This is a genomic window from Hymenobacter endophyticus, from assembly GCF_032464715.1.
GTDB lineage: Bacteria > Bacteroidota > Bacteroidia > Cytophagales > Hymenobacteraceae > Hymenobacter > Hymenobacter endophyticus.
In genome coordinates this window covers 339,074-359,041 of record NZ_JAWDJT010000002.1, presented here as the reverse complement: position 1 = coordinate 359,041, position 19,968 = coordinate 339,074, and the positions used below count along the sequence as shown (strand labels likewise).

Annotated in this window: 17 protein-coding genes; 4 read left to right on the top strand and 13 right to left on the bottom strand. The window is 58.1% G+C overall.

Features of this window, described 5'->3' with window-relative positions:
• Window positions 1–27: 27 nt before the first annotated feature.
• From ruvA to ROI90_RS03875, 6 genes are all read right to left on the bottom strand, one after another.
• Window positions 28–633: a Holliday junction branch migration protein RuvA gene (ruvA, locus tag ROI90_RS03900; RefSeq protein WP_315997019.1), complete on the bottom strand. Its 606-nt coding sequence runs from the start codon at window positions 631–633 to the stop codon at window positions 28–30.
• A 234-nt stretch (window positions 634–867) separates the two neighbouring features.
• Window positions 868–3,144, bottom strand: a complete 2,277-nt coding sequence (locus ROI90_RS03895) for an NADP-dependent malic enzyme (protein WP_315997018.1) — start codon at window positions 3,142–3,144, stop codon at window positions 868–870.
• Window positions 3,145–3,298: 154 nt separating this feature from the next.
• Window positions 3,299–5,245 (bottom strand): LysM peptidoglycan-binding domain-containing protein, encoded by a 1,947-nt coding sequence (locus ROI90_RS03890; protein ID WP_315997017.1) that lies wholly within the window; start codon window positions 5,243–5,245, stop codon window positions 3,299–3,301.
• A gap of 196 nt (window positions 5,246–5,441) precedes the next feature.
• Window positions 5,442–6,881, bottom strand: a complete 1,440-nt coding sequence (gene gatA / locus ROI90_RS03885; protein ID WP_315997016.1) for an Asp-tRNA(Asn)/Glu-tRNA(Gln) amidotransferase subunit GatA — start codon at window positions 6,879–6,881, stop codon at window positions 5,442–5,444.
• 12 nt (window positions 6,882–6,893) lie between these two features.
• The gene (locus tag ROI90_RS03880) at window positions 6,894–7,259 is read right to left on the bottom strand and encodes a Sec-independent protein translocase subunit TatA/TatB (RefSeq protein WP_315997015.1); all 366 of its coding nucleotides are present in this window, start codon (window positions 7,257–7,259) and stop codon (window positions 6,894–6,896) included.
• 12 nt (window positions 7,260–7,271) lie between these two features.
• Window positions 7,272–7,505, bottom strand: a complete 234-nt coding sequence (locus ROI90_RS03875) for a Sec-independent protein translocase subunit TatA/TatB (protein ID WP_315997014.1) — start codon at window positions 7,503–7,505, stop codon at window positions 7,272–7,274.
• Window positions 7,506–7,824: 319 nt separating this feature from the next.
• On the opposite strand from ROI90_RS03875, the gene ROI90_RS03870 reads away from it, so the two are divergent.
• Entirely contained in the window at window positions 7,825–8,781 is a 957-nt protein-coding gene (locus tag ROI90_RS03870) for a GAF domain-containing DNA-binding protein (protein WP_315997013.1), read from the top strand.
• 267 nt (window positions 8,782–9,048) lie between these two features.
• On the opposite strand, the gene ROI90_RS03865 is transcribed toward ROI90_RS03870, so the two are convergent.
• From ROI90_RS03865 to ROI90_RS03835, 7 genes are all read right to left on the bottom strand, one after another.
• Window positions 9,049–10,392: a murein hydrolase activator EnvC family protein gene (locus ROI90_RS03865; protein ID WP_315997012.1), complete on the bottom strand. Its 1,344-nt coding sequence runs from the start codon at window positions 10,390–10,392 to the stop codon at window positions 9,049–9,051.
• Window positions 10,376–11,134, bottom strand: a complete 759-nt coding sequence (locus ROI90_RS03860; protein ID WP_315997011.1) for a DUF4292 domain-containing protein — start codon at window positions 11,132–11,134, stop codon at window positions 10,376–10,378. The genes ROI90_RS03865 and ROI90_RS03860 overlap by 17 nt, the downstream gene beginning before the upstream one ends.
• A complete protein-coding gene (locus ROI90_RS03855; RefSeq protein ID WP_315997010.1) occupies window positions 11,127–12,941 on the bottom strand; it encodes a tetratricopeptide repeat protein in 1,815 nt (604 codons plus the stop codon). The genes ROI90_RS03860 and ROI90_RS03855 overlap by 8 nt, the downstream gene beginning before the upstream one ends.
• A gap of 116 nt (window positions 12,942–13,057) precedes the next feature.
• Complete coding sequence (locus ROI90_RS03850; RefSeq protein ID WP_315997009.1) at window positions 13,058–14,068, bottom strand: sugar phosphate nucleotidyltransferase; 1,011 nt, start codon at window positions 14,066–14,068, stop codon at window positions 13,058–13,060.
• A 108-nt stretch (window positions 14,069–14,176) separates the two neighbouring features.
• Window positions 14,177–14,611: a dUTP diphosphatase gene (gene dut, locus ROI90_RS03845; RefSeq protein WP_315997008.1), complete on the bottom strand. Its 435-nt coding sequence runs from the start codon at window positions 14,609–14,611 to the stop codon at window positions 14,177–14,179.
• Between the two features lie 170 nt (window positions 14,612–14,781).
• Complete coding sequence (locus ROI90_RS03840) at window positions 14,782–16,281, bottom strand: lipopolysaccharide biosynthesis protein (RefSeq protein ID WP_315997007.1); 1,500 nt, start codon at window positions 16,279–16,281, stop codon at window positions 14,782–14,784.
• Between the two features lie 121 nt (window positions 16,282–16,402).
• Window positions 16,403–17,191, bottom strand: coding sequence for an enoyl-CoA hydratase/isomerase family protein (locus ROI90_RS03835; RefSeq protein WP_315997006.1), 789 nt, complete (start codon window positions 17,189–17,191; stop codon window positions 16,403–16,405).
• Between the two features lie 242 nt (window positions 17,192–17,433).
• Between ROI90_RS03835 and mscL the strand changes: the two genes are divergently transcribed.
• The 3 genes from mscL (at window position 17,434) to ROI90_RS03820 (ending at window position 19,481) form a co-directional block, all read left to right on the top strand.
• Window positions 17,434–17,859, top strand: a complete 426-nt coding sequence (gene mscL / locus ROI90_RS03830; protein WP_315997005.1) for a large conductance mechanosensitive channel protein MscL — start codon at window positions 17,434–17,436, stop codon at window positions 17,857–17,859.
• A 75-nt stretch (window positions 17,860–17,934) separates the two neighbouring features.
• Window positions 17,935–18,936, top strand: coding sequence for a DUF3078 domain-containing protein (locus ROI90_RS03825; RefSeq protein WP_315997004.1), 1,002 nt, complete (start codon window positions 17,935–17,937; stop codon window positions 18,934–18,936).
• 92 nt (window positions 18,937–19,028) lie between these two features.
• On the top strand, window positions 19,029–19,481 hold the full coding sequence (locus ROI90_RS03820) for a hypothetical protein (protein ID WP_315997003.1): 453 nt from the start codon (window positions 19,029–19,031) through the stop codon (window positions 19,479–19,481).
• Window positions 19,482–19,968: the final 487 nt, after the last annotated feature.

Genomic DNA, 19,968 nt, shown 5'->3' with positions numbered 1-19,968 from the left:
TAATCCGGAGCCGTAAGCCAGGCAGACCTAGTGGGACTTGAGAGCGAATTTAATCAATTCCTCCACGCTCAGGTCGTTGCCGTGCTTGTGCTGAATCTGGTCGAGGGTTTTCTCGGCCGCGGCCCGCGCAAAGCCCAGGGTTACCAAGGCTGCTAACGCTTCGCTGCGGTTGGTATTGTGCGCTTTGGCCAACGGCACAGTATCAATGCCGGCTTTGGCCAGCAGCTCATCCTTGCGGAGCTTGTCCTTCAGCTCCAGCACCACGCGCTGGGCGGTTTTGGGGCCTACGCCCTTGATGCTCTGGATGGAGCGCACGTCCTCGTTCACAATGGCCTGACGGATTTCGCCCACCGACATCGACGACACCATCACGATGCCCGTGCCCGGCCCAATGCCCGACACCGAAATCAACTGCATAAACAGGGCCTTTTCGTTGGGGTCGAGGAAGCCGTAGAGCGTCTGCCCGTCTTCCTTGATGTGCTGGTAGGTATAGAGCTTAGCCTTCTCCCCCTCGGCGGGCAGTTTGGAGTAGGTAGCCAAGGAAATCCGGATTTCGTAGCCGATGCCGTTTACATCCAGAATAGCTTGGGTGGGGTCTTTATAAGCGAGTTTACCGTCGACGTAGGCAATCATGCGGGGTGGTAAGGTTGAAGTGTGTCAGAACCAGCAGAACAGAGGCGGAGCGGAAATTGTGCCAATGCGTTTAGTGATTCTAACAAGGTTAGCGTAGGGTTGAATCGGCTACCTAGGGCAAGTTGCGCCGAATTCGGTCGGAATCAAAACCTTGCCTCCTGGCCTGCACGCAACAGCGCCAGAACTGCACGGAGCAACTCTGGCGCTGAGGATGAAAAAAAGTATGTGGGCAGACTACAGGCCCTTGCCGTCGGGCTGCTGGGCGTCCACCACGGCAATGGCGGCCATGTTCACGATTTCGCGCACCGACGCGCCCAGCTGCAGAATATGCACCGGCTTGCGCATGCCCATCAGGATGGGCCCGATGGCCTCGGCGCCGCCAATTTCCTGAATGACTTTGTAGGCAATGTTGCCGCTAATCACGTTCGGGAAGATGAGCGTGTTGGCTCCGCCGTGGGCAGCCAGCTCCGAGAAGGGGTACTGCTCGCGCAGCAAATCGGGGTTGAGGGCGGTGTTGGCCTGCATTTCCCCGTCCAGAATCAGCTCGGGGAAGCGGGCTTTGGCCAGCTCGGTGGCGCGGCGGGCCTTGTCGGGCAGCTCGCCGGGGTTGGAGCCGAAGTTGGAGTAGCTGATAACGGCCACCCGGGGCTCGGCATCAAAGAATTTTACCGCCCGGGCCGAGAGGCCGATAATTTCCACCATCTCCTCGGCCGTGGGGTCGATGTTCACGGTGGTATCGGCGAAGAAGAACGGGCCTTTCTTGTGCTGGATGATATACATGGACGCCACGCGCTTCACGCCCTCGGCCACGCCTATCACCTGCAACGAAGGCACAATGCTCTTGCCATAATCCTTGCTCAGGCCGGTGATGAAGGCGTCGGCCTCGCCGGTTTCCAGCATCATCGAGCCGAAGTAGTTCCGCTCCCGCAGCAAACGGCGACCTTCGTAGAGCGTAATGCCCCGGCGCTGCCGCTTCTCATAAAACAGGTTGGCAAACTCCTCGCGCTTGGCCTCCTCGTGCAGAATATCGATGATCTGACAGCCTTCCAGGTCCAGGGAATTCTCCTGGGCAATGCGGGCAATTTTCTCCCGGTTGCCCAGCAGAATGGGCTTGGCAATGCCCTCATCGTGCAGGATCTGGGCGGCTTTGAGGATTTTGTAGGTGTCGCCCTCGGCGAATACCACGCGCTTGGGGTTGCTACGGGCCGCCTGCGTGATGCGGTTCATCAGCTTCTGGTTTACGCCCAGGCGGGCACGCAGCTCGTCCTCGTAGGCAAACCAGTCGTCGATGTGGATGCGGGCCACGCCGCTATCCATAGCCGCTTTGGCTACGGCCGGACTCACGGCCGTAATCAGGCGCGGGTCCAGGGGCTTGGGAATCAGGTAGGTGCGTCCGAAGCTCAGGGTATTGTCACCGTAGGCCTTGTTCACCATTTCGGGCACGGCATCCTTGGCCAAGTCCGACAGGGCCTTCACGGCGGCCAGCTTCATGGCCTCGTTGATTTCGGTAGCCCGCACGTCCAGCGCCCCCCGGAAAATGTAGGGGAAGCCCAGCACGTTGTTCACCTGGTTGGGGTGGTCGGAGCGGCCAGTGGCCATGATGATGTCGGGACGCGTGGCCATGGCCACCTCGTAGGCAATTTCCGGATCGGGGTTGGCCAGGGCAAACACGATGGGGTCCTGGGCCATCTTCAGCAGCAGCTCGGCCGGTAGCACGTTAGCCGCCGAAAGCCCCAGGAACACATCGGCCCCGTCCATGGCCTCAGCCAGGGTGCTGATGGGGCGGGTAGTGGCAAACTGCAGCTGCAGGTCGGCCAGATCGGTGCGCTGGGGCGTGATGATGCCGTCCTTATCGAACACCACAATGTTTTCGATGCGTAGGCCCAGGGCCACGTACAGGCGCAGGCAGCTGATGGCCGCGGCTCCCGCGCCGCTTACCACCATCCGGATTTCCTCTATCTTCTTGCCCACCACTTCCAGCCCATTCAGGAGGGCGGCCGAGGAAATAATGGCCGTGCCGTGCTGGTCGTCGTGCATCAGCGGAATATTCATCTGCTCACGCAGGGCCGTTTCGATGCGGAAGCACTCGGGGGCCTTGATGTCTTCGAGGTTGATACCGCCGAACGTGGGCTCCAAGCTCTTCACGATGCGGATAAACTCGTCGGGGTCGGTGGCGTCAATTTCAATATCGAAGCAGTCGATGCCGGCAAACTTCTTGAACAGTACACCTTTCCCTTCCATCACGGGCTTGGAAGCGTCGGGGCCAATGTTGCCCAGGCCCAATACGGCCGTACCGTTGCTGATGACGCCCACCAGGTTGCCCTTCGCCGTGTATTTATATACATCCTCCTGGTTGGCGGCAATGGCTTTGCAGGGCTCGGCCACGCCCGGAGAGTAGGCCAGGGCTAAATCCAGCTGCGTACTAACGGGCTTGGTGGGAATTACCTCAATTTTGCCGGCAGGGCTCTGCGAGTGGTAGTTGAGGGCATCCTGTTTGTTTATTTTCAGCATAAGCAAAGGCGGTGGGTAGGCTTCCAGCAGAAGAGCAAGGAAGCAAGATGGGGCAAAATCAACCCGCGTCAAAGGTACACCCCGCCGCCCGGATAGAAAAAAGCCCCGAACCAGAGTTTGGTTCGGGGCTAGTAAAGGCGAAATAAACAGGTAGTTAGCTTCTCACAATGAGTTTCTGACCTGGCTTTACCTCATCAGACTCTAGGTTGTTCAACTCCCGCAGCTTTTCTACGGTGAGTCCCTGGTAGCGGCGTGAAATGTTGTAAAGCGTATCGCCGGGCTGCACCAAATGCATTTGGGGCGGTGGCAGCGTGGATTTCGACTTGGAAACCGGATGGGCAGCCGGGCGTTGGGCGGCAACCTCCCGGGTGGCACTAGCCAGTTCCGCAGTTGCCTCGTTCATAGCTTTGAGGTTAAGCTTTTGCCCGGGCTGCACCGTTTCACCCTTCAGGTTATTCCAAGCTTTGAGCTGGGCAATAGTGAGGCCGTGGGTGCGGGCTACTTTCTCAAGGAAGTCGCCCGACCGCACTACGTACGTGCTTGGTACCGAATCGTCTGCCGCCGGAGCTTCGGGTGCCGGTCTGCGTACTGGCCGGCTACTGGCGGTTTTATGTACTGTAGGCTGCTTAAAAGCAGGTTCAGCAGTGGTGTCTTCCGCTTCGGGCTCTGGGGTGGGCTTGGGTTGGCGAATAGTGCCGGAAGGTTTTGTCCGGGCAACTGCTACGGTGGTTGATGCAACCGGCGCGGGCGCACCATCCTGAGCGGCTAGAGGTACAAATACTACCAGCTGCTTGCGCGAGGCGAGAGAGTTGCTGCGGCCCAGCTCATTCCACCGGCGCACCTGAGCGGTACTTACAGTGTATTGCTCGGCCACGGAAGCTACCGTTTCACCCCGCTTTACGGTATGGCGCAGGCGGCGGTAGCGCGGCTGCGCACTAGTGAAGGTGGTAGCCGCCACGGCCTTGTCGCGCGTGGGGAAGGGCTCTACCCCATTCAGCACCACGGAGCGCAACGGAAGCATAGCCGGCAGTTCGGCCAGGGGGCGACAATAGTCAAACAGCGTTTCCCGGTCTACGGCCGCCAGGGTAGGGCGGGTAGCAGCCGGAAACTGTACGACGTAGGGCCGGTAACCGGCCGGTAGCCAGGGTTTGCGCAACTCCGGGTTCAGGCGGGCCAGCGCCATGGAGTCGGTGTAGCCGCAAGCCCGGGCCAGGCGTGTCAGGTCGAAAGGCCGGCCCCCTAAGTTCAGGGTATCCATGGCCTCAGCGTACTGGTAGCGCAGGGTAGGGGAGTGCAACTGGTGCTCCTTGGCGTACTTCATGGCGTACATGATGGCCGTGAAGGTGGGCACGTAGTTGCGGGTTTCAGCGGGCAGATTGGGGTGTACTTCCCAGTAGGTTTTCTTGCCGGTGCGCCGCACTACCCGCTGCATGTTGCCCGCGCCCCAGTTGTAGGCGGCCAGCACCATTTCCCAGTCGTGAAATACGCCGTAGAGGTAGCGCAGGTGCTTGCAGGCGGCCTCCGTGGCTTTTTCCGGGTTCATGCGCTCATCCACCCAGTCGTCGCGGCGCAGGCGCAAGTCGTTGGCGGTGGGCCCCATAAACTGCCAGAGGCCCGTAGCCCCCACCCGCGACTTGGCCGTCGGAATCAAGGCCGACTCTACCACGGCCAGGTATTTCAGGTCGGCGGGGAGGTTGTACTTGGCCAGATATTTCTCAAACAGCGGGAAGTAGAGGTTTTCCCGTTCCAGCACCCGCTGGGTGTAGCCCCGCTGCCGCTCCGTAAACAGCCGTACAAAGGCCATTACGTGGTTGTTGAACGCGTGCGGCATGGCCGTCTCGAAGCACCCAATCCGGTCCCCTACCAGGTCGCGCAGCTCGGGCGGAGTACGCAGCCATACTAGTTTGGATGAGTCGATGGAGGCCGGAGCCGTGGCCAGCGAATCGGGCAGTAACTCCAGGTTTACTTGCACTGAGTCATTGGGCACGGCCGGCTGCGGAGCAGGCGGCAGCCCGGGCCGCACTTGCGCCACCGCCGGACGGACCAGGGTCGAAGTGAGCAGGATAGGAAGGGCAGCACGCAGCAACGACTTTATCATCATCTACTATCAATCGGGCCAGCAGCCGGAGACACAAAACGCTGAGCATCAACCCAGCGTGTTTTCAAAAATAACGCAGAATCCCGGAAAAGCCAGCGCCATTACCAGCCAACTGCCTGGCAGGCCCTACGAACAATTCACCAGAATCGTTCAGTAGAAGCCCGTCAGGCAGTTGGTAAGTACGTAGCGCTGCGCCTGATTAAGCCTCAGCCGTAGCCAGGGTTTCGGTCACTGCGTTGGCAAATGCCAGCAGATGCTCCTCGCGGAAGGCACCGCTCAAAATCTGCAAACCAATGGGTAAGCCCTGCGAATCGGCCCCGTTCGGAACTGAAATAGCCGGCACCCCAGCCAAGGAAGCCTGTACCGTGAAGATGTCAGCCAGGTACATAGCCAGCGTATCCTTGTTCACGTCGCCGATGCGGAAAGCCGTAGTAGGCGTAGTGGGCAGCACCAGGAAATCGTACTCGCGCAGCAGCTCGTCAGTTTTCTCCTTGATGAGACGCCGCACTTTTTGCGCCTTGGTATAGTACGCATCGTAGTAGCTGGCACTGAGCACAAAGGTACCCAGCATGATGCGCCGCTGCACCTCCGGCCCAAAGCCCTGGGCCCGGGTTTTTTTGTAGAGCGACTCCAGGTCAGTAGCGTCCGGGGCCCGGTACCCAAACTTCACTCCGTCGTAGCGGCTCAGGTTGGAGCTGGCTTCGGCGGTGGTCAGGATGTAGTACGTGGGTACAATGAAATCGAGGTAGGGGAAGTCCACGGCCTCTACCACATGGCCCTGCCCGCGCATCTGCTCCAGCGCCTGCTCAGTAGCCGCCTTGATTTCAGAGTTCAGACCTGGCCGCTCCAGGCAGTCCCGGATGTAGCCGATGCGGTAGTGAGGAGCGGGCGTAAGCTGCTGGCTGTACGCGGGTACTTCCCGCTGGCTCACGGTGCTGTCGAAACTGTCGGCGCCGGCCATTACTTCCAGCAGCAGCGCGGCATCCTCCACCGAGCGGGTTAGCGTACCAATCTGGTCGAAGGAGGAGGCGTAGGCAATCAGGCCGTAGCGCGAAATGCGCGAATACGTGGGCTTAAAGCCCACGATGCCGCAAAACGCAGCCGGCTGGCGCACCGAGCCGCCCGTATCGGAGCCAATGGAAGCCAGGCACATATCTGCCTGCACGGCCACAGCCGAGCCCCCGGAAGAGCCCCCGGGAACCCGCTCAGTGTCCAGCTCATTGCGGGCAGGGCCGAAGTAAGACGTTTCGTTGGATGCCCCCATGGCAAACTCGTCGCAGTTCTGGCGGCCAATCACAATGGCATCCTCATCCAGCAGACGCTGCACGGCCGTGCCGGTAAACAGGGACTTAAACCCGTCGAGGATGTGGCTGCTGCTTTGCAGGGCGTGGCCTTCATAGGCCAGCACATCTTTCAGCCCGATAACCATACCGGCCAGCTTGCCAGCCGTACCGGCGGCCAGCTTGGCATCTACGGCCTCGGCCTGGACGCGGGCCTCGTCGGGCCATACTTCCAGAAACGCGTTGAGGTGCTGCTTGTGGTGGATGTTATCCAGATAATACTCGACGAGCTGGCGGCAGGACGTGGTGCCTGCCGCCAGCTCGTGGCGAACTTCCGTGAGGGAGTTAAAACGTCTCAAGACGAAAAGGATTTAGTTCAACTGGTCGGGGCGGGGGCGCTCGGCGGGTGTGGGCGTTACCGGAGGAGTAATGCCACCATCCATGGGCGGGGCAACGGGCATAGCAGCCGGAGCATCGGCAACGGGCGCCTGGTAAGCGGGCTGCTGATAAGGTTGCTGCTGGAACTGCTGCTGGTAAGGCTGCTGCGGAGCACCGGAGTTTTCAATCTCGCTGCGGATTTCCCGGGAAGCATCTTTGAACTCCCGAATGCCTTTTCCTAGGCCGCGGGCTAGCTCCGGAATTTTATTGGCCCCAAAGAAAATCAGGATGAACAGCACGATGACCATCAGCTCACCGCCGCCGATACCTTCCAAAAACAAAAACAAAGGAGTGTGCATGGCTACAGGAAATTAAACGCGGGGGGCGTTAGGGTCAGTGGTAGGGGGAGTAGGGTTATTCGCGACCGGACGGTCCCGGAATTCGGGGCTTTCCTCTTTGGTTGCGCTTTTGAATTCGCGCACCCCCTGCCCTACGCCACGGAACAATTCCGGAATGCGCTTGGCGCCAAAAAGCAGAATTATAACAATGGCGACGAATATCACCGTGCGGGGGGATATCGACAGCAACAAGATGGTTGTTAGCATGAGAGAAGGCCCTGACCGGGCAAGTTTGGAGTGGCAAAGCTACTTATACGCAGCTTCGTGCGAACAAGGATTGATAAAGGTACCGCATAATTTCAAAATCAGTTCCCTTCACAATTCATCTGGCGGCCTACATCTGACTGATAACGGGGTCTTCATCCGGAACTCATTTGGCCCGGAAAAGCCGACCTAGAAAACTCCACTATTAGGCGGGCAAATGTACTTATTCGGCGGGGTCACAAGCAAGATATCCTGATTAATACCCTATTTCGGGGTGTAGTACTGCCGGCTTCCGGTAAAAAGTATACTCACGCTTTACTAAATGTCGCCAAAACAGCTTACCGCTTCTTCTCGCACGAAACCGGCCGCCCGCCGAGCGAATGAAGCTGCCCGACTGGAAGCACTGCAGCGGTATCAGATCATGGATACCTCCCCCGAATCGGGCTTTGATGACCTGGTTCGGCTGGCTGCGTTTATCTGTGAAACGCCTATTTCGCTGGTGTCTTTGCTGGATGAGGAGCGGCAATGGTTTAAAGCCAAAACCGGTTTGCCAGATGTGGTAAGCACTCCTCGGGAACTGGCTTTCTGTCAGCATACCATTCAATCAGATGTGCTGTTTGAGGTGGAAGATGCCCACGCCGACCCGTTGTTCCAAGACAATCCTATGGTAACCGGCGACCCGAACATTCGCTTTTATGCGGGTTTCCCCCTGCTCACCCCCGATGGCCAGGCAATAGGTACCATTTGCGCTATTGACCGGGTGCCTCGCCGCCTGAATGCGGCTCAACGGGAGGCTTTGCGGATTTTGGCCCGGGAAGTAGTAGCACACCTAGAATTGCGGCGCGCGCACATTCAATTGCAGGAAGAGAAAAATAAGTTGGAAGGACTATTGCGAATGGCTAACGACAAAGCCGAAACGCTGTACCTCAACGGAGGGCACAACGAGATATTCATCAAGCAGGATCATAAACTGCTCCGCGTTCAGACTACGGATATCCGCTACGTTGAAGCTTTGGGCGACTACGTGAACATTTACTCGGGGCGGGAGCGGTACACGGTGTACAGCACCATGAAGGAACTGGAAGCCAAGCTGCCGGCCCGGGAATTTGCTCGCGTACACCGCAAATACATTGTGCGCCTTGACCGAATCATCTCCATCGAAAGCGACGCACTGATTGTGGAAGCGGGCCGCAACCCGGATCAGGGAAACAGCCTGCTTCCCGTGCCCATCGGCAATTCTTACAAATCGGCCCTCTTGGGGCGGCTAAACCTCATCTAGGGCAATGCGCACCAGCGGCATCCGGATTTCAATTATTCACCGAGCGAAAAAACCGATTCGGCGAATTTGGATGATCAGCTGCTAGTAGCTCCCGTATCTTTCGAGCAGTTATCGGGGATTAACCCTGAAAGCCCCGGCGCACCACTTGGTGCGCTCTGCTTTTAGGGGAGGGATTTCGGTAGCTAAGTTTGTTTTCATAGCTCAGAAAGACACCGTGCTTTGTGCGGTGTTTTTTTATGCCCTCTTCGCGAGCCTGCGTCGCGTATCCTATTTACGGCCCAGCCAGTTTTCCGGGTTCAGATTGGAGCTATTGTGCCACACCTGAAACTGTACTTCTGAGGTGCCCTCTGCATCGGTAGATACTGTGCCGATGGGCTGGCGAGCCTGCACGGTTTGACCTTCGCTTACGCTCACGCTCCGCAGTTTGGCATACACCGTGAAGTAGTCGCCGTGCTGCACCATTACAATGGTGTTCATGCCGGGTACGCTGGCCACGGTTAGCACCTTGCCACTGAATACGGCTCGTACAGCCTCCCCAGCACTGGTCTGGATATCAACGCCCCGGTTTTCTACCACCACGTTTTTGAGCACTGGGTGGTTGTGGCGGCCAAACCGCTGGCTGATAAAGCCCCGCCCTACCGGCCAGGGCAGCTGCCCCCGATTGTCGTGGAAGGAGGCGGCCAGCTCCGCCGTTTCGGGCGTGAGCGTTACCCGGTCTACCCGCTCCGCCGCCGATACGGCCGCCGCTTCCGCTTCGGCTGTGGGGCTGGTGCGGGAAGTTGCGGCCGGGCTGCGGGCGGCAGAGGCTGCCGTGGAGGAGCGGGCCGCGTTGGCCGCCGCGGCTTTCCGTGCCGCTGCCCGGGCCGCCCGGGCAATTTCCTCCCGCACCCGCAGAGCAATCAGGTTATCAAGGCGGCCAATGGCCTGCTGGCGGGCGGCTAACTCCTTGCGTAGGGTTTCCTCCTGCTGCGTGAGCTTCACAACAACTTCATCCTGCTGGGTTTTGAGCGTAAGCAGGTTTTTCTTCTCAGAAATCTGGTTGCTCAGCAGGCTGCCTTTCTGCTCTTGTTTCTCCTTCAGGCCCAGGAGCTGGGTGCTGAGGCGCTGCTGAGTGTGGGTGATTTGGGCCGCCTGGGCCTGGCGCACTTCCGTGTACTGACGAATGTAGCGCAGGCGCAGCATAAACTGGTTGAACGACTCCGAGGCAAACAAGAACATGAGCCGGTTGTAGCCGTTAGCTGTTTTGGAGCCGGCATAAATCAGGCGGGCGTACTCGGCCTTCAGCTGGTCCAAGTTCTGGCGGGTTTGCTGTACCTGGCTTTCCGTCTGGCGTACATCGGTTTCAATGTAGCGCAGCTCACTGCTGATGTTCTTAATAACGCCCTGCTGCACCGTCAGCTTTTCCTTCAGCGCGTTCAGCTGGCCCACGGAAGCCTGCTTCTGCTGCTGCGTTTGGGCCAGAATACGGCTGGTTTCCTGCACGCGCCGCAGCGTAGCCTGCCGTTCGCGGAGCAGCTGGGCCTTGGTTTTGCGCTGCGCCCACGCCGGCTCTGCTGAAAGCAGCAGGAGTACGCCTACAGCCAGCCCCCAGCCGTTACTTTTTCCGCGCATAGCCTTTCGGAACCGAGAACGGGAATTGCAGCCGCTCCTTGTCCACATCTACTGAGCGGTAGGTAAGCGTAACGGTGGTAGGGGCCGTTTGCCCTTGCTGCACCTGCACCAGCGTGTTATGCGCAAACTGTTGCGGGTTGCGCTCCAGAGCCCGGAAATCGGAGTATTCTACCGTGAGCTTGTTCTGATTGGCGGGCGTTTGCACCTGCAGCTGCTGGATTCGGCCGCCCTCCAGGTTGATGAGTTGCTGCACTAAAGAGCCTGCCTGCTCATAGTTCACACGCTGCACGGGCCCTTCGGTGGTAACTGTGGGCTGCACCGATGCCGTCAGCGGGGCCAGGTAGTTGCCTAGCAGCAGGGCCTGTATCACATCAAAATTGACGGGCACATTCAACCGCTGGCTTAGGTAGGCGAAGTCGCCGGAGTAGTATTCCTTGTGCAGCTTGTCGAGCACCTGCACCGAGTCGCGGGTGATGTAGATGCGGCCGCCCTCAATGCCAATCAGCGAGGCCGAAATCCAGATAACGCTGTCCTTGCGGATGCGCACGTTGATGTTGCCGCTCTGGTCGCCGAACTGGGCCTTGCCTTTGGCGGCCAGAAACCGAAAATCTACATTGGCGGCCCGTACGGCCTCGGGCATGGGTACGGTGACAACTGGTTTTCTGCCGGGAAGCAGGTTGCGGGTACAGCTGCCCAGCAGCATCAGGGCGCTCAGCAGCACCAGCACATGGCGGTTACTCATACAGTTTTTTGTCTTTGATCTTCCGGTCGATAAGCGAGGAAGCTCCGCCAAGTTTCTTGGCTCGTTGCCATTCAGCTAGGGCCTTATCAACCTCGCCCAGGCGGAACAGCACGTCGCCGTAGTGTTCCACCACGGTGGCATCGGTAGTAGTTTTAAGGGCCTTTTCGAGCTGTTGCCGGGCCCCGGTATAATCCTTGAGCCGGTACAGAACCCAGCCGTAGGTATCGAGGTACGTGTCGTTTTCGGGGTTCTGTTTCACCAGCTTGCCCGCCATTTCCTTGGCCCGTTCCAGCTTTTCGCCCCGCAAAGAAAGGTAGTAGCTGTAATTGTTGAGCGCCTGCGCGTTGTTGGCATCAAACGTCAGCGCCGCCTCATAGGCCGCATCCGACTTCGGATAATCCTTGAGTTCGTGGTAGGTGTCACCCAGTTGGGTGTCAAACTGCGCCAGCAGTTCGGGGTTGTCGGTAGCCAGCTTGCGGCCGTATTCCAAGGACTTGACGGCCTTGGTGGGCTGCTTGTTGAGCTGGTAGCCCACACCGTTGTAAAACCACAGCGGGGCTTGGTTCGGGAACAACTCCAGGGCCTGGTTGGTGTGCAGCAGCAAGGAATCCACCTGCGAAAGTTCCGCATCAATGAGCACCACTTGCTGCCAGATCTGGTAGCGGGAGTTGTCCAGGCGAATGGCCTTGAGGTAGTTGCTGCGGGCGGCGGAACGGTTGCCGCTCACAGTCTGGATGTCGCCGGCTATGGAAAAGGCTTTGGCCTCCTTGGGGTGTACTCGGGTGGTAATGGCCGCCAGCTCCTGGGCCGTCTGGTTGAGGTCTGGATTAGGCAGCTGCTTAATAAAATCTACTAGAATCCGAACCTTATTGTCGATATCCAGGGATGGACTCTCAAAGGCCAGCTTCAACTGCCGCTCCGATTCCTGGCTGTTTTTCTGTTGCCGGTACACATCAGCCAGAATCATGTGGGCCCGGGGGTTATCGGGGTCCTGCTTCAGGGCCTGCTCCGCTACTCGAATGGCATCGGGTAGGCGGTTGTTGGTAGCGTACATCTGGGCCTGGGCCAGCACGTAGCGCACCTCATCGGGGTTAGCCGTAATTAAGGCCTCCCCTTCCTGCAGAGCCTTATCGAGGTTGTTCTGCTTGAGATAAATCTGCTGCTTCTTAAACGATACCTCATCCAGGGGGCCAAACTTCTGCTCGGCCTGCTCAAACGTCGCCAGGGCCTCGTTCAGCTTTCCCTGAGCCATGTACAAATCGGCTAGGTTAAACAGGTAGGGGCCCGAGTTGGGAACAACCTTGATAAGGGTGGTGTACGTCTGGATGGCTTCCTCATACTGCTTCTGGGAGCTATACACCTGGGCCAGCAGTAAGTAATAATAGGCGTTCTGCGGGTCCAGTTTTACGGCGGCCAGCGCAAAGTTGGTGGCATCCCTGAGGTTGCCGCTCAGCAGGTTGGTTTCGGCAATCTTGTAGTTGATGGCCGCGTTGGTGGGGTTGAGGGCGTAGGCCTTCAGCAGCCGCTCCAAGGCTTTGTTGTAATCCTCCAGTAGCAGAAACCGTACGCCATCCACGAAAAAGGATTCGCTCAGCTCCCGGTCTTTCTCCGACAAGTTCACGCGCTGGCGGGAAGCGGCGTCCAATGCGGCGCGGCGGGCCAGCTCTTTGCGCTCCTTGCGGCTCAGCTTGCGAGGTTTCGTCGGCTCAGCTTTGGGAGTTGGCGTGGCCGGTTGTTGCTGGGCATAGCCGGGCCCAGCCAGCAACAGGCCCAGCAACAGCAGAAAGAAGACGCGAAATCGGCTCATTGAAAACGGTAGCGCGGACCCTAGTGGCCCGCGAATTGGAAACAGGTAACCCAACCCCAACACGCTGTTAGCCCACAAAGGTCCGCGCTACTAAAACGTCAGGCGCCGCAAAAATATCACACGCGCAGGTTGTTGTAGTCGCCCACGCTCAAATCGTTGGGCTGGCTGGCTACGGTGGCGTGGCTGCCCACCATGGAGTTGGTGATATTAGCGTGCAGAATAGAGGCCGACTGTTGCACAATGGAGTTGGTAACGACAGAGTGGCGCACGTTGGTATGGTCGCCCAGGGATACGTGCGGGCCCACCACCGAATCGGTGATAACCACGCCTTCGCCCACGTACACCGGTGGAATCAGTACGGAGTTGGTCACCTTCGCGGATTCGGCCACCAGCGTTTCGCCGCGCTCCTGCAGGTATTCCAGGTAGCGCTGGTTGGTGAAAACGGTGGCGTCCTTGTTGCCGCAGTCGAGCCACTCGGTTACGCGGCCGGGCACAAACTTAGTACCCTTGTTTTTCATGTTTTCCAGGGCGTTGGTGAGCTGATACTCGCCTTTGTCCTTGATGTCGTTATCGAGCAGGTATTGCAGCTCCCGCTTGAGGTATTCACCGTCCTTGAAGTAGTAGATGCCGATAATGGCCAGGTCCGATACAAACTCCTGGGGCTTCTCCGCGAAGTCGGTAATCTGGCCCTGCTCGTCGAGTTTTACCACGCCGAAGGGCTTGGGGTCGTCTACGCGCTGCACCCAGATGGTACCTTCCGCTGAAGAATCCAGCACGAAATCAGCCTTGAACAGGGTATCGGCAAAGGCTACCACGGCCGGGCCGTCCAGGGCCGACTGCGCACACAGAATAGCATGGGCCGTGCCCAGGGGCTCATCTTGGTAGTGTATAGTGCCCTTGGCTCCTACTGACTCGGCAATATTGATCAGGCTTTTCTCCACTTCGCTGCCAAAGCGCCCGATGATGAAGGCAACTTCCTCCACCGGTTCGCCGCATACCTTGGCAATATCCTCTACCAGGCGGCGTACAATGGGTTTGCCGGCAATAGGAATCAGGGGTTTAGGAACGGTGAGCGTGTGGGGGCGCATGCGCTTGCCCATGCCTGCCATCGGGACGATAATCTTCATAAACGAGTAAGTGGAGAGTGAAAGTTGAGTGAAAAAGCCAGAGGGCGGATCAGCTGCTGAAGCCAAGGGAAAGAACGTAAAAGTGGCCGTTAGCAGCCGGCTCGTGCATTAACGCACCCCGGTGCTGCCGTAGCCACCGGTGCCACGCTGGGTTTCGCTGAGTGTTTCGGTGGGCTGCCAGGTAATGGTTTCGTGGCGGGCTACTATTAGCTGCGCAACTCGCTCCCCATCCTGCACCACAAACTCCTGGTCCGACAGATTCACGAGCAGCACTTGCAGTTCGCCGCGGTAGTCGGCATCAATGGTGCCGGGACTGTTGACGATGCCAATGCCGTGCTTGTAGGCCAGGCCGCTACGGGGGCGAACCTGCACTTCGTAGCCAACCGGAATTTCCAGGAATAAGCCCGTGGGAATGAGGGCGCGTTGCAGGGGCTTCAACGTAATCGGCTGCGGGAGGTTGGCGCGCACGTCGAGGCCGGCTGCGTGGGCCGTTTGGTATTCCGGCAGCGGGTGCTTGCTCTGGTTGATAACGGGAATCTGCATGAAGAAAAGAAAGTCAGGCAGTTGCCAGCAAGGCCGAGGCCACTGCTGCCCCCGAAGGGACGAATTACTTGCCGGATTCAGAGGAAAATATGGAAAATTTTGGGAGGAGTGCCCGCCGAAAACGGCCCAATCTAGCGTTTTTTACGGTCTCCGCAGTAGTTATAACGCACCTAAATACTACGCAGGCGGCGCCCCTCCACGGCAGCTACCAGCCCCACAAAGCCCAGGGTGAGTAGCGCGTGGAAACCGTAGCGGGCCCAAGCATCGGCCACCGGCACCCACCAACTGACGGTCACCACGGCTACGGCTACGGCCAGCCAGCTTAGCAGCCGGGCTACGGGGTAGGGCACCGGGTAGTGCCGCTCCCCCAGCCACCAACATAGGGCCGCCATCATAAAGTAGCAGGCCAGCGTGGCAATGGCCGAGCCCATATAGCCCAGCACCGGAATCAGCAGAAAGTTGAGGACAATGGTGAGGACAGCGCCGGCAAAGCCCAGGTAGGTGCCGTAGTACGTTTTGTCGGTGAGCTTAAACCACACCGAGAGGTTCCAGTACACGCCCAGGAACAGGTTGGCCAGCAGCAGAACCGGTACCACACTTAGCCCCTGCCGGTACTCGGCCCGTCCCAGAAATATCTGAGCTACCAGGTCCACGTTCACGCTTACGCCCACAAACAGCATGGCACAGCACAGGGTAAACCATTTGAGAACCAAGGCAAACGTACGGGGGGAATTCTGCTCCGTGCTTTGAGCAAAGAAGAAGGGCTCGGCTGCGTACCGGAAGGCCTGAATTACGAGGCTCATCAGAATACTAAGCTTGTAGCAAGCCCCGTACACACCCACGGCAGCCAGGTTGCTCTGGCCTGGGTAAAAGCCCTCGGGCAACCAGCGGGGCAGCAGAATTCGATCCAGGGTTTCGTTTACCATTCCGGCCAAACCCATCAGCATAATCGGGTAAGCGTACTTCAGCAAAGGCCGTAGGGGCTCCAGGCTCAGGCGCGGCCGGAAATCCAGTAACTCCTTACCCAGTAGCAGCAGCGTAAAGGCGGAAGCAGCCAGGTTGGATATAAACACGTAGCCTACTCCCACGGTGGGGTCGTACACGCGGGCCACCAGCGGCTGCAGTGCGGGCAGATACTTGCCAGCCAGCACATCGGGGCAGAGTACAATGAAAAACAGGTTCAGCCCGATGTTCAGTCCAATATTGGCCAGTCGGATGCCCGCAAATTTGCGGGCTTTGTTTTCCAGCCGAAGTCGGGCAAACGGAATGGCCGCCACCGCATCCAGCCCGAGAATAGCCGCTATCCAGATGGCGTACCGCTCGTGGCCGGGAGGGAGGTTTAGCAGGCTCATCAGCGGGCGGGCTAGCAAGGCCAGTAGTATGGTCAGCAGCACACTGGAAATGAGCAGCAGCGTCATCACCCGGTCATACAACTCACGCCGGTCGGTGCCAGGGCGGTTGGCAAAGCGGAAATAGGTGGTTTCCATGCCGTAGGTGAACAGCACATTCAGAAACGACACGTAGGCGTAAAGCCCCGTCACAATACCGTACTCGGCCGCTGCAAACCGCCCGGTGTACACCCGCACCAGCAGAAACGTGAGCACGCGCCCCAGAATGCTGCTCACGCCATAAATGGCCGTTTGCGAAGCCAGCCGCTTGGCTATACTCATCTATTCTCCGTCAAATTAGAAAGTGAACCCAAGGAAATAAAACCAGCAGGACTTGATACAGAAAAGCCGACGGCTGCAAAGCCACAAATCGGCTTCCCTTACCCGCCGGCCACTCTTAGTTTTATTTGCCCTGAAATGCGGCCGGGCGCTTTTCCAGGAAGGCCGAAGTGCCCTCTTGAAAATCCTCCGACCCAAAGCATTGGCCGAAAGCCTCGGCCTCAACCTGATAACCGTCGCGCTGCTTATCGAAGTAGGCATTCACGGCGTCAATGCACAGGCCCACGGCAATAGGAGCCTTGGTAAGAATGCGCGTGAGCAGCTGGCGCGTGAAAGTCAGTAGCTCGGCCTGGGGTACTACGTGGTTGGCCAGGCCCAGGCGCAACGCCTCATCAGCCTTTAGCATATCGGCCGTCAGCAGCAGTTCGAGGGCTTTGCCTTTGCCAATAAGCTGGGTAAGGCGTTGGGTACCACCGTAGCCCGGAATCAGGCCCAGGTTTACCTCTGGCTGGCCGAACCGGGCGTTATCAGCGGCAATGCGCATGTGGCAGGCCATGGCCAGCTCACAGCCTCCGCCCAGGGCAAACCCGTTAACGGCGGCAATAACCGGCTTGCGGCTTTCCTCAATCAGGCGGAACGCCACCTGCCCCGCTTCGGCCACGCGGCGGGCGGCGGCTTCATCCAGCTGCGTCAGCTCGGCAATATCAGCCCCCGCTACAAACGACTTCTCCCCGCTGCCCGTCAGGATAATACCGCGCACCGTTGGGTCGCTCTGGGCCTGCTCCACCGCCACCCGAATCTCCTGAATAGTAGCCGCATTCAGCGCGTTCAGCTTGTCGGGGCGGTTGACGGTAATGGTCAGAATACCAGTTTCGGGTTCGGGCTGATACAGGATGTTGGAGAAGGTAGCCATGCAGAAAGTAGGGTGGGGAGGAGTTATTGGCAGTAAAGATACTGGAAACTGCGCCGCTGCCTGGCCCGGCGCACAGGAAAGGCACTCAACGGGTAGCCGCTTCAGTTGAGCGAAAACAGCCCGTAGCGGGCCGGCTATGTTACCAAATTTGCCACCGGTAGCTAAATCCTGGCGCTGGATACAGAAATTTCTATATTTAGCCGTAGGTTTCTATTCGTTTCACCTTCAAATACTTCTAAAACATGAGCTTCGTTTCCGAATTCAAGGAGTTTATTTCCAAGGGCAATGTGCTCGATTTGGCCGTCGGCGTTATCATCGGGGGGGCTTTTGGCAACATTGTCAAGTCGCTAACGGATGACGTGTTGATGCCCATTTTAACCTTGCTCACTGGAGGACTGGACTTCAAGGATTGGTTTTTCGCCCTGGACGGTTCCGCGTACAAAACCTTGGAAGAGGCCAAAAAAGCGGGTGCTGCTACCATCAATTATGGCCTATTTCTGAATGCCGTTATTACCTTCATGCTCATGGCCTTTGCCATATTCTGGCTGGTAAAGCTAGCTAACCGTTTCAAGCGGCCGCAAGAAGTAATACCGGTAGCCGACCTGGGCCCCACCAAAGACCAGCAGCTGCTGATGGAAATCCGGGATGCCCTGCGTACGCGCAATTAACGGCATCTGTCCGTAGTTTTGGCCGGTTTTTGCCTCTTGTCCAGGGGCAGAAGCCGGTCATTTTTTTGCCTGCTGATGTCCTTGTCTCTATTGATCTGCCGAGTAACCGTCCTGCTGACCGGCCTGAGCCTGGGTGCCGCCACGGCCCAGGCCCAAGCCGACGACCCACGCCGCCCCCCGGCGCCCTTGCCCGCCTACAAAATATCAGCGGAGGTAGATACGGCCCGGGGCTGGCAACGGGGTGGGGCCGGCACGCTCAACTTCAGCCAGGTAAGTTTGCGCAACTGGGCTCCCGGCGGGCAAAGCTCCCTGTCGTTGCTTTCCAGTGGCAACCTTTTCCTGCACTACCGCGGCCCCGACCACACCTTTGACTTGGCTGGCAACTTGATCTACGGTTTGTTGAAGGCCGGGAAAAGCCGCCTCCGCAAAAACGATGACCGCCTGGAGCTGAATGGCCGCTACGCCCGGCAGTTTACCACCACACTGTCCTACGCGGCGCAGGTGAACCTGAAAACCCAACTGACGCCTACCAAGGCCTTGGAGAAACCTGACTCCTTATTGTCGCGGTTTTTCGCCCCGGCCTATATTCTGGCTTCGTTGGGCGTCGAATACAAGCCCAACACCGATTTCTCCCTCTTACTCTCCCCGGCCACTGGTAAGTTCACGGTGGTAGGCAACCAAGCGCTGGCCGATGCTGGTTCATTTGGGGTGCAGGCTGCCCGCCGTGATACGGCCGGCCTCCTACTTCGCGGCACCGGGGAGCGGCTGCGGGAAGAGTTAGGAGCCTACCTTAATGCCCGCTACCGCCACGTCTTCTTCACCAACATCACCTTCAATACCAAGCTGGAACTGTTCAGCAACTACTTCCACAACCCCCAGAATATTGATGTAAACTGGGAAAATCTGATTGACTTTAAAGTAAACAAATACGTAAGCGCCAGCGTGACCACCCTGCTGGTTTACGACGACGATATTCGGGTGCCCCTGGACCGGAACGAGGACGGTATTCCGGACGACCGGGGCCGCCGAGTACAATTCAAAGAAACTTTAGGTATCGGGCTGACTTACAAGTTTTAACGGGATTTGAACTAACTTTACTCCCTGTCCGTTGGCCGCAAATATCCCGAAGTGGTTGTTTTCTGGCACCGGCTCGTTTTCCTCTTCATTCTATGATCAAGTTGCTCTCTGTTCTGGCTGTTGCCGCTGGCCTGTTGATTGCCCCTGCTGCTACGGCGCAAAGCACGGTTGCCGGTGATAATCTGGGTCAGCCCCGGCGTTCCACGGAGGAAGCCCCACGCAAAAAGCGCAAAGCTGCCCCTACGGACATGGCCCGTATGCAACGTCGCATGAGCATGAACCCCGACGAGGTGAAGCGCGACCAGCAGATGGAAGTGCTGGAAGCCCGCTCCGGAGCAAATACGGCCAACACCAGCTTTGGGCGCTCCTCCGGCCCGGCCCGGCAGTATGAGAAGGGGGCCGGTGGCTTCACGGTGCGCAAATTCAAGGATAAGCGCATTGGTACTGCCAAGCAGAAGCGCGGCCAAACCCGCCAAGCCGGCTTCGTGGACCCGAAAGGCAAGCCCTTAAGCCACAAAAAGAAAAGACATTTCCTATTCTTCTAGCAGTCAATTACCTCCAGTGGATATGAAAAAGCCCCGGCGCAACGCTCCGGGGCTTTTTGTTTCTTCAGCAGTACTGAGGCCACCGTTCGCCCTCAGTGCGGCCGAAGAAATGGTGTTTATACGTCTTGTGTGGGCAAGTGTGATGGTGGAGTCAAGCAGCCCGCCGAAATAGGCTACGGGCAGGGGGCGGTTGATAATTGCCAACATCCAGCCGAAACCTTTCGCTAAAGTTTCCTGATCCGCTGTGTATCCTGCAGGCAACTACTAGCATACTGGGCTTGTGGAAGGACGCAGTTCCTAGTATATGCCTGTTGCTTCCCCTCATATCATCTTGCCTTGCCCTACACCAGTAGATTACTACGCTAACAATCAGGGTAATACTAATATATGTAATTTTGGATGTATGCGCAAGCGGCCAGGATGAGTGTACCGGATGAACATTTGATAGAGTAGCTCGATACGGCCGTCGGCACCTATACGCAACAGG

Coding starts and splice junctions, on each gene's coding strand:
- ROI90_RS03865 (WP_315997012.1), bottom strand. CDS start 10,392: ATGCGCGGAAAAAGTAACGGCTGGGGGCTGGCTGTAGGCGTACTCCTG.
- ROI90_RS03825 (WP_315997004.1), top strand. CDS start 17,935: ATGTCCTTGTCTCTATTGATCTGCCGAGTAACCGTCCTGCTGACCGGC.
- dut (WP_315997008.1), bottom strand. CDS start 14,611: ATGCAGATTCCCGTTATCAACCAGAGCAAGCACCCGCTGCCGGAATAC.
- ROI90_RS03855 (WP_315997010.1), bottom strand. CDS start 12,941: ATGAGCCGATTTCGCGTCTTCTTTCTGCTGTTGCTGGGCCTGTTGCTG.
- ROI90_RS03890 (WP_315997017.1), bottom strand. CDS start 5,245: ATGATGATAAAGTCGTTGCTGCGTGCTGCCCTTCCTATCCTGCTCACT.
- ROI90_RS03870 (WP_315997013.1), top strand. CDS start 7,825: ATGTCGCCAAAACAGCTTACCGCTTCTTCTCGCACGAAACCGGCCGCC.
- ROI90_RS03840 (WP_315997007.1), bottom strand. CDS start 16,281: ATGAGTATAGCCAAGCGGCTGGCTTCGCAAACGGCCATTTATGGCGTG.
- mscL (WP_315997005.1), top strand. CDS start 17,434: ATGAGCTTCGTTTCCGAATTCAAGGAGTTTATTTCCAAGGGCAATGTG.
- ROI90_RS03820 (WP_315997003.1), top strand. CDS start 19,029: ATGATCAAGTTGCTCTCTGTTCTGGCTGTTGCCGCTGGCCTGTTGATT.
- ROI90_RS03880 (WP_315997015.1), bottom strand. CDS start 7,259: ATGCACACTCCTTTGTTTTTGTTTTTGGAAGGTATCGGCGGCGGTGAG.
- ruvA (WP_315997019.1), bottom strand. CDS start 633: ATGATTGCCTACGTCGACGGTAAACTCGCTTATAAAGACCCCACCCAA.
- ROI90_RS03835 (WP_315997006.1), bottom strand. CDS start 17,191: ATGGCTACCTTCTCCAACATCCTGTATCAGCCCGAACCCGAAACTGGT.
- ROI90_RS03850 (WP_315997009.1), bottom strand. CDS start 14,068: ATGAAGATTATCGTCCCGATGGCAGGCATGGGCAAGCGCATGCGCCCC.
- ROI90_RS03875 (WP_315997014.1), bottom strand. CDS start 7,505: ATGCTAACAACCATCTTGTTGCTGTCGATATCCCCCCGCACGGTGATA.
- ROI90_RS03895 (WP_315997018.1), bottom strand. CDS start 3,144: ATGCTGAAAATAAACAAACAGGATGCCCTCAACTACCACTCGCAGAGC.
- ROI90_RS03860 (WP_315997011.1), bottom strand. CDS start 11,134: ATGAGTAACCGCCATGTGCTGGTGCTGCTGAGCGCCCTGATGCTGCTG.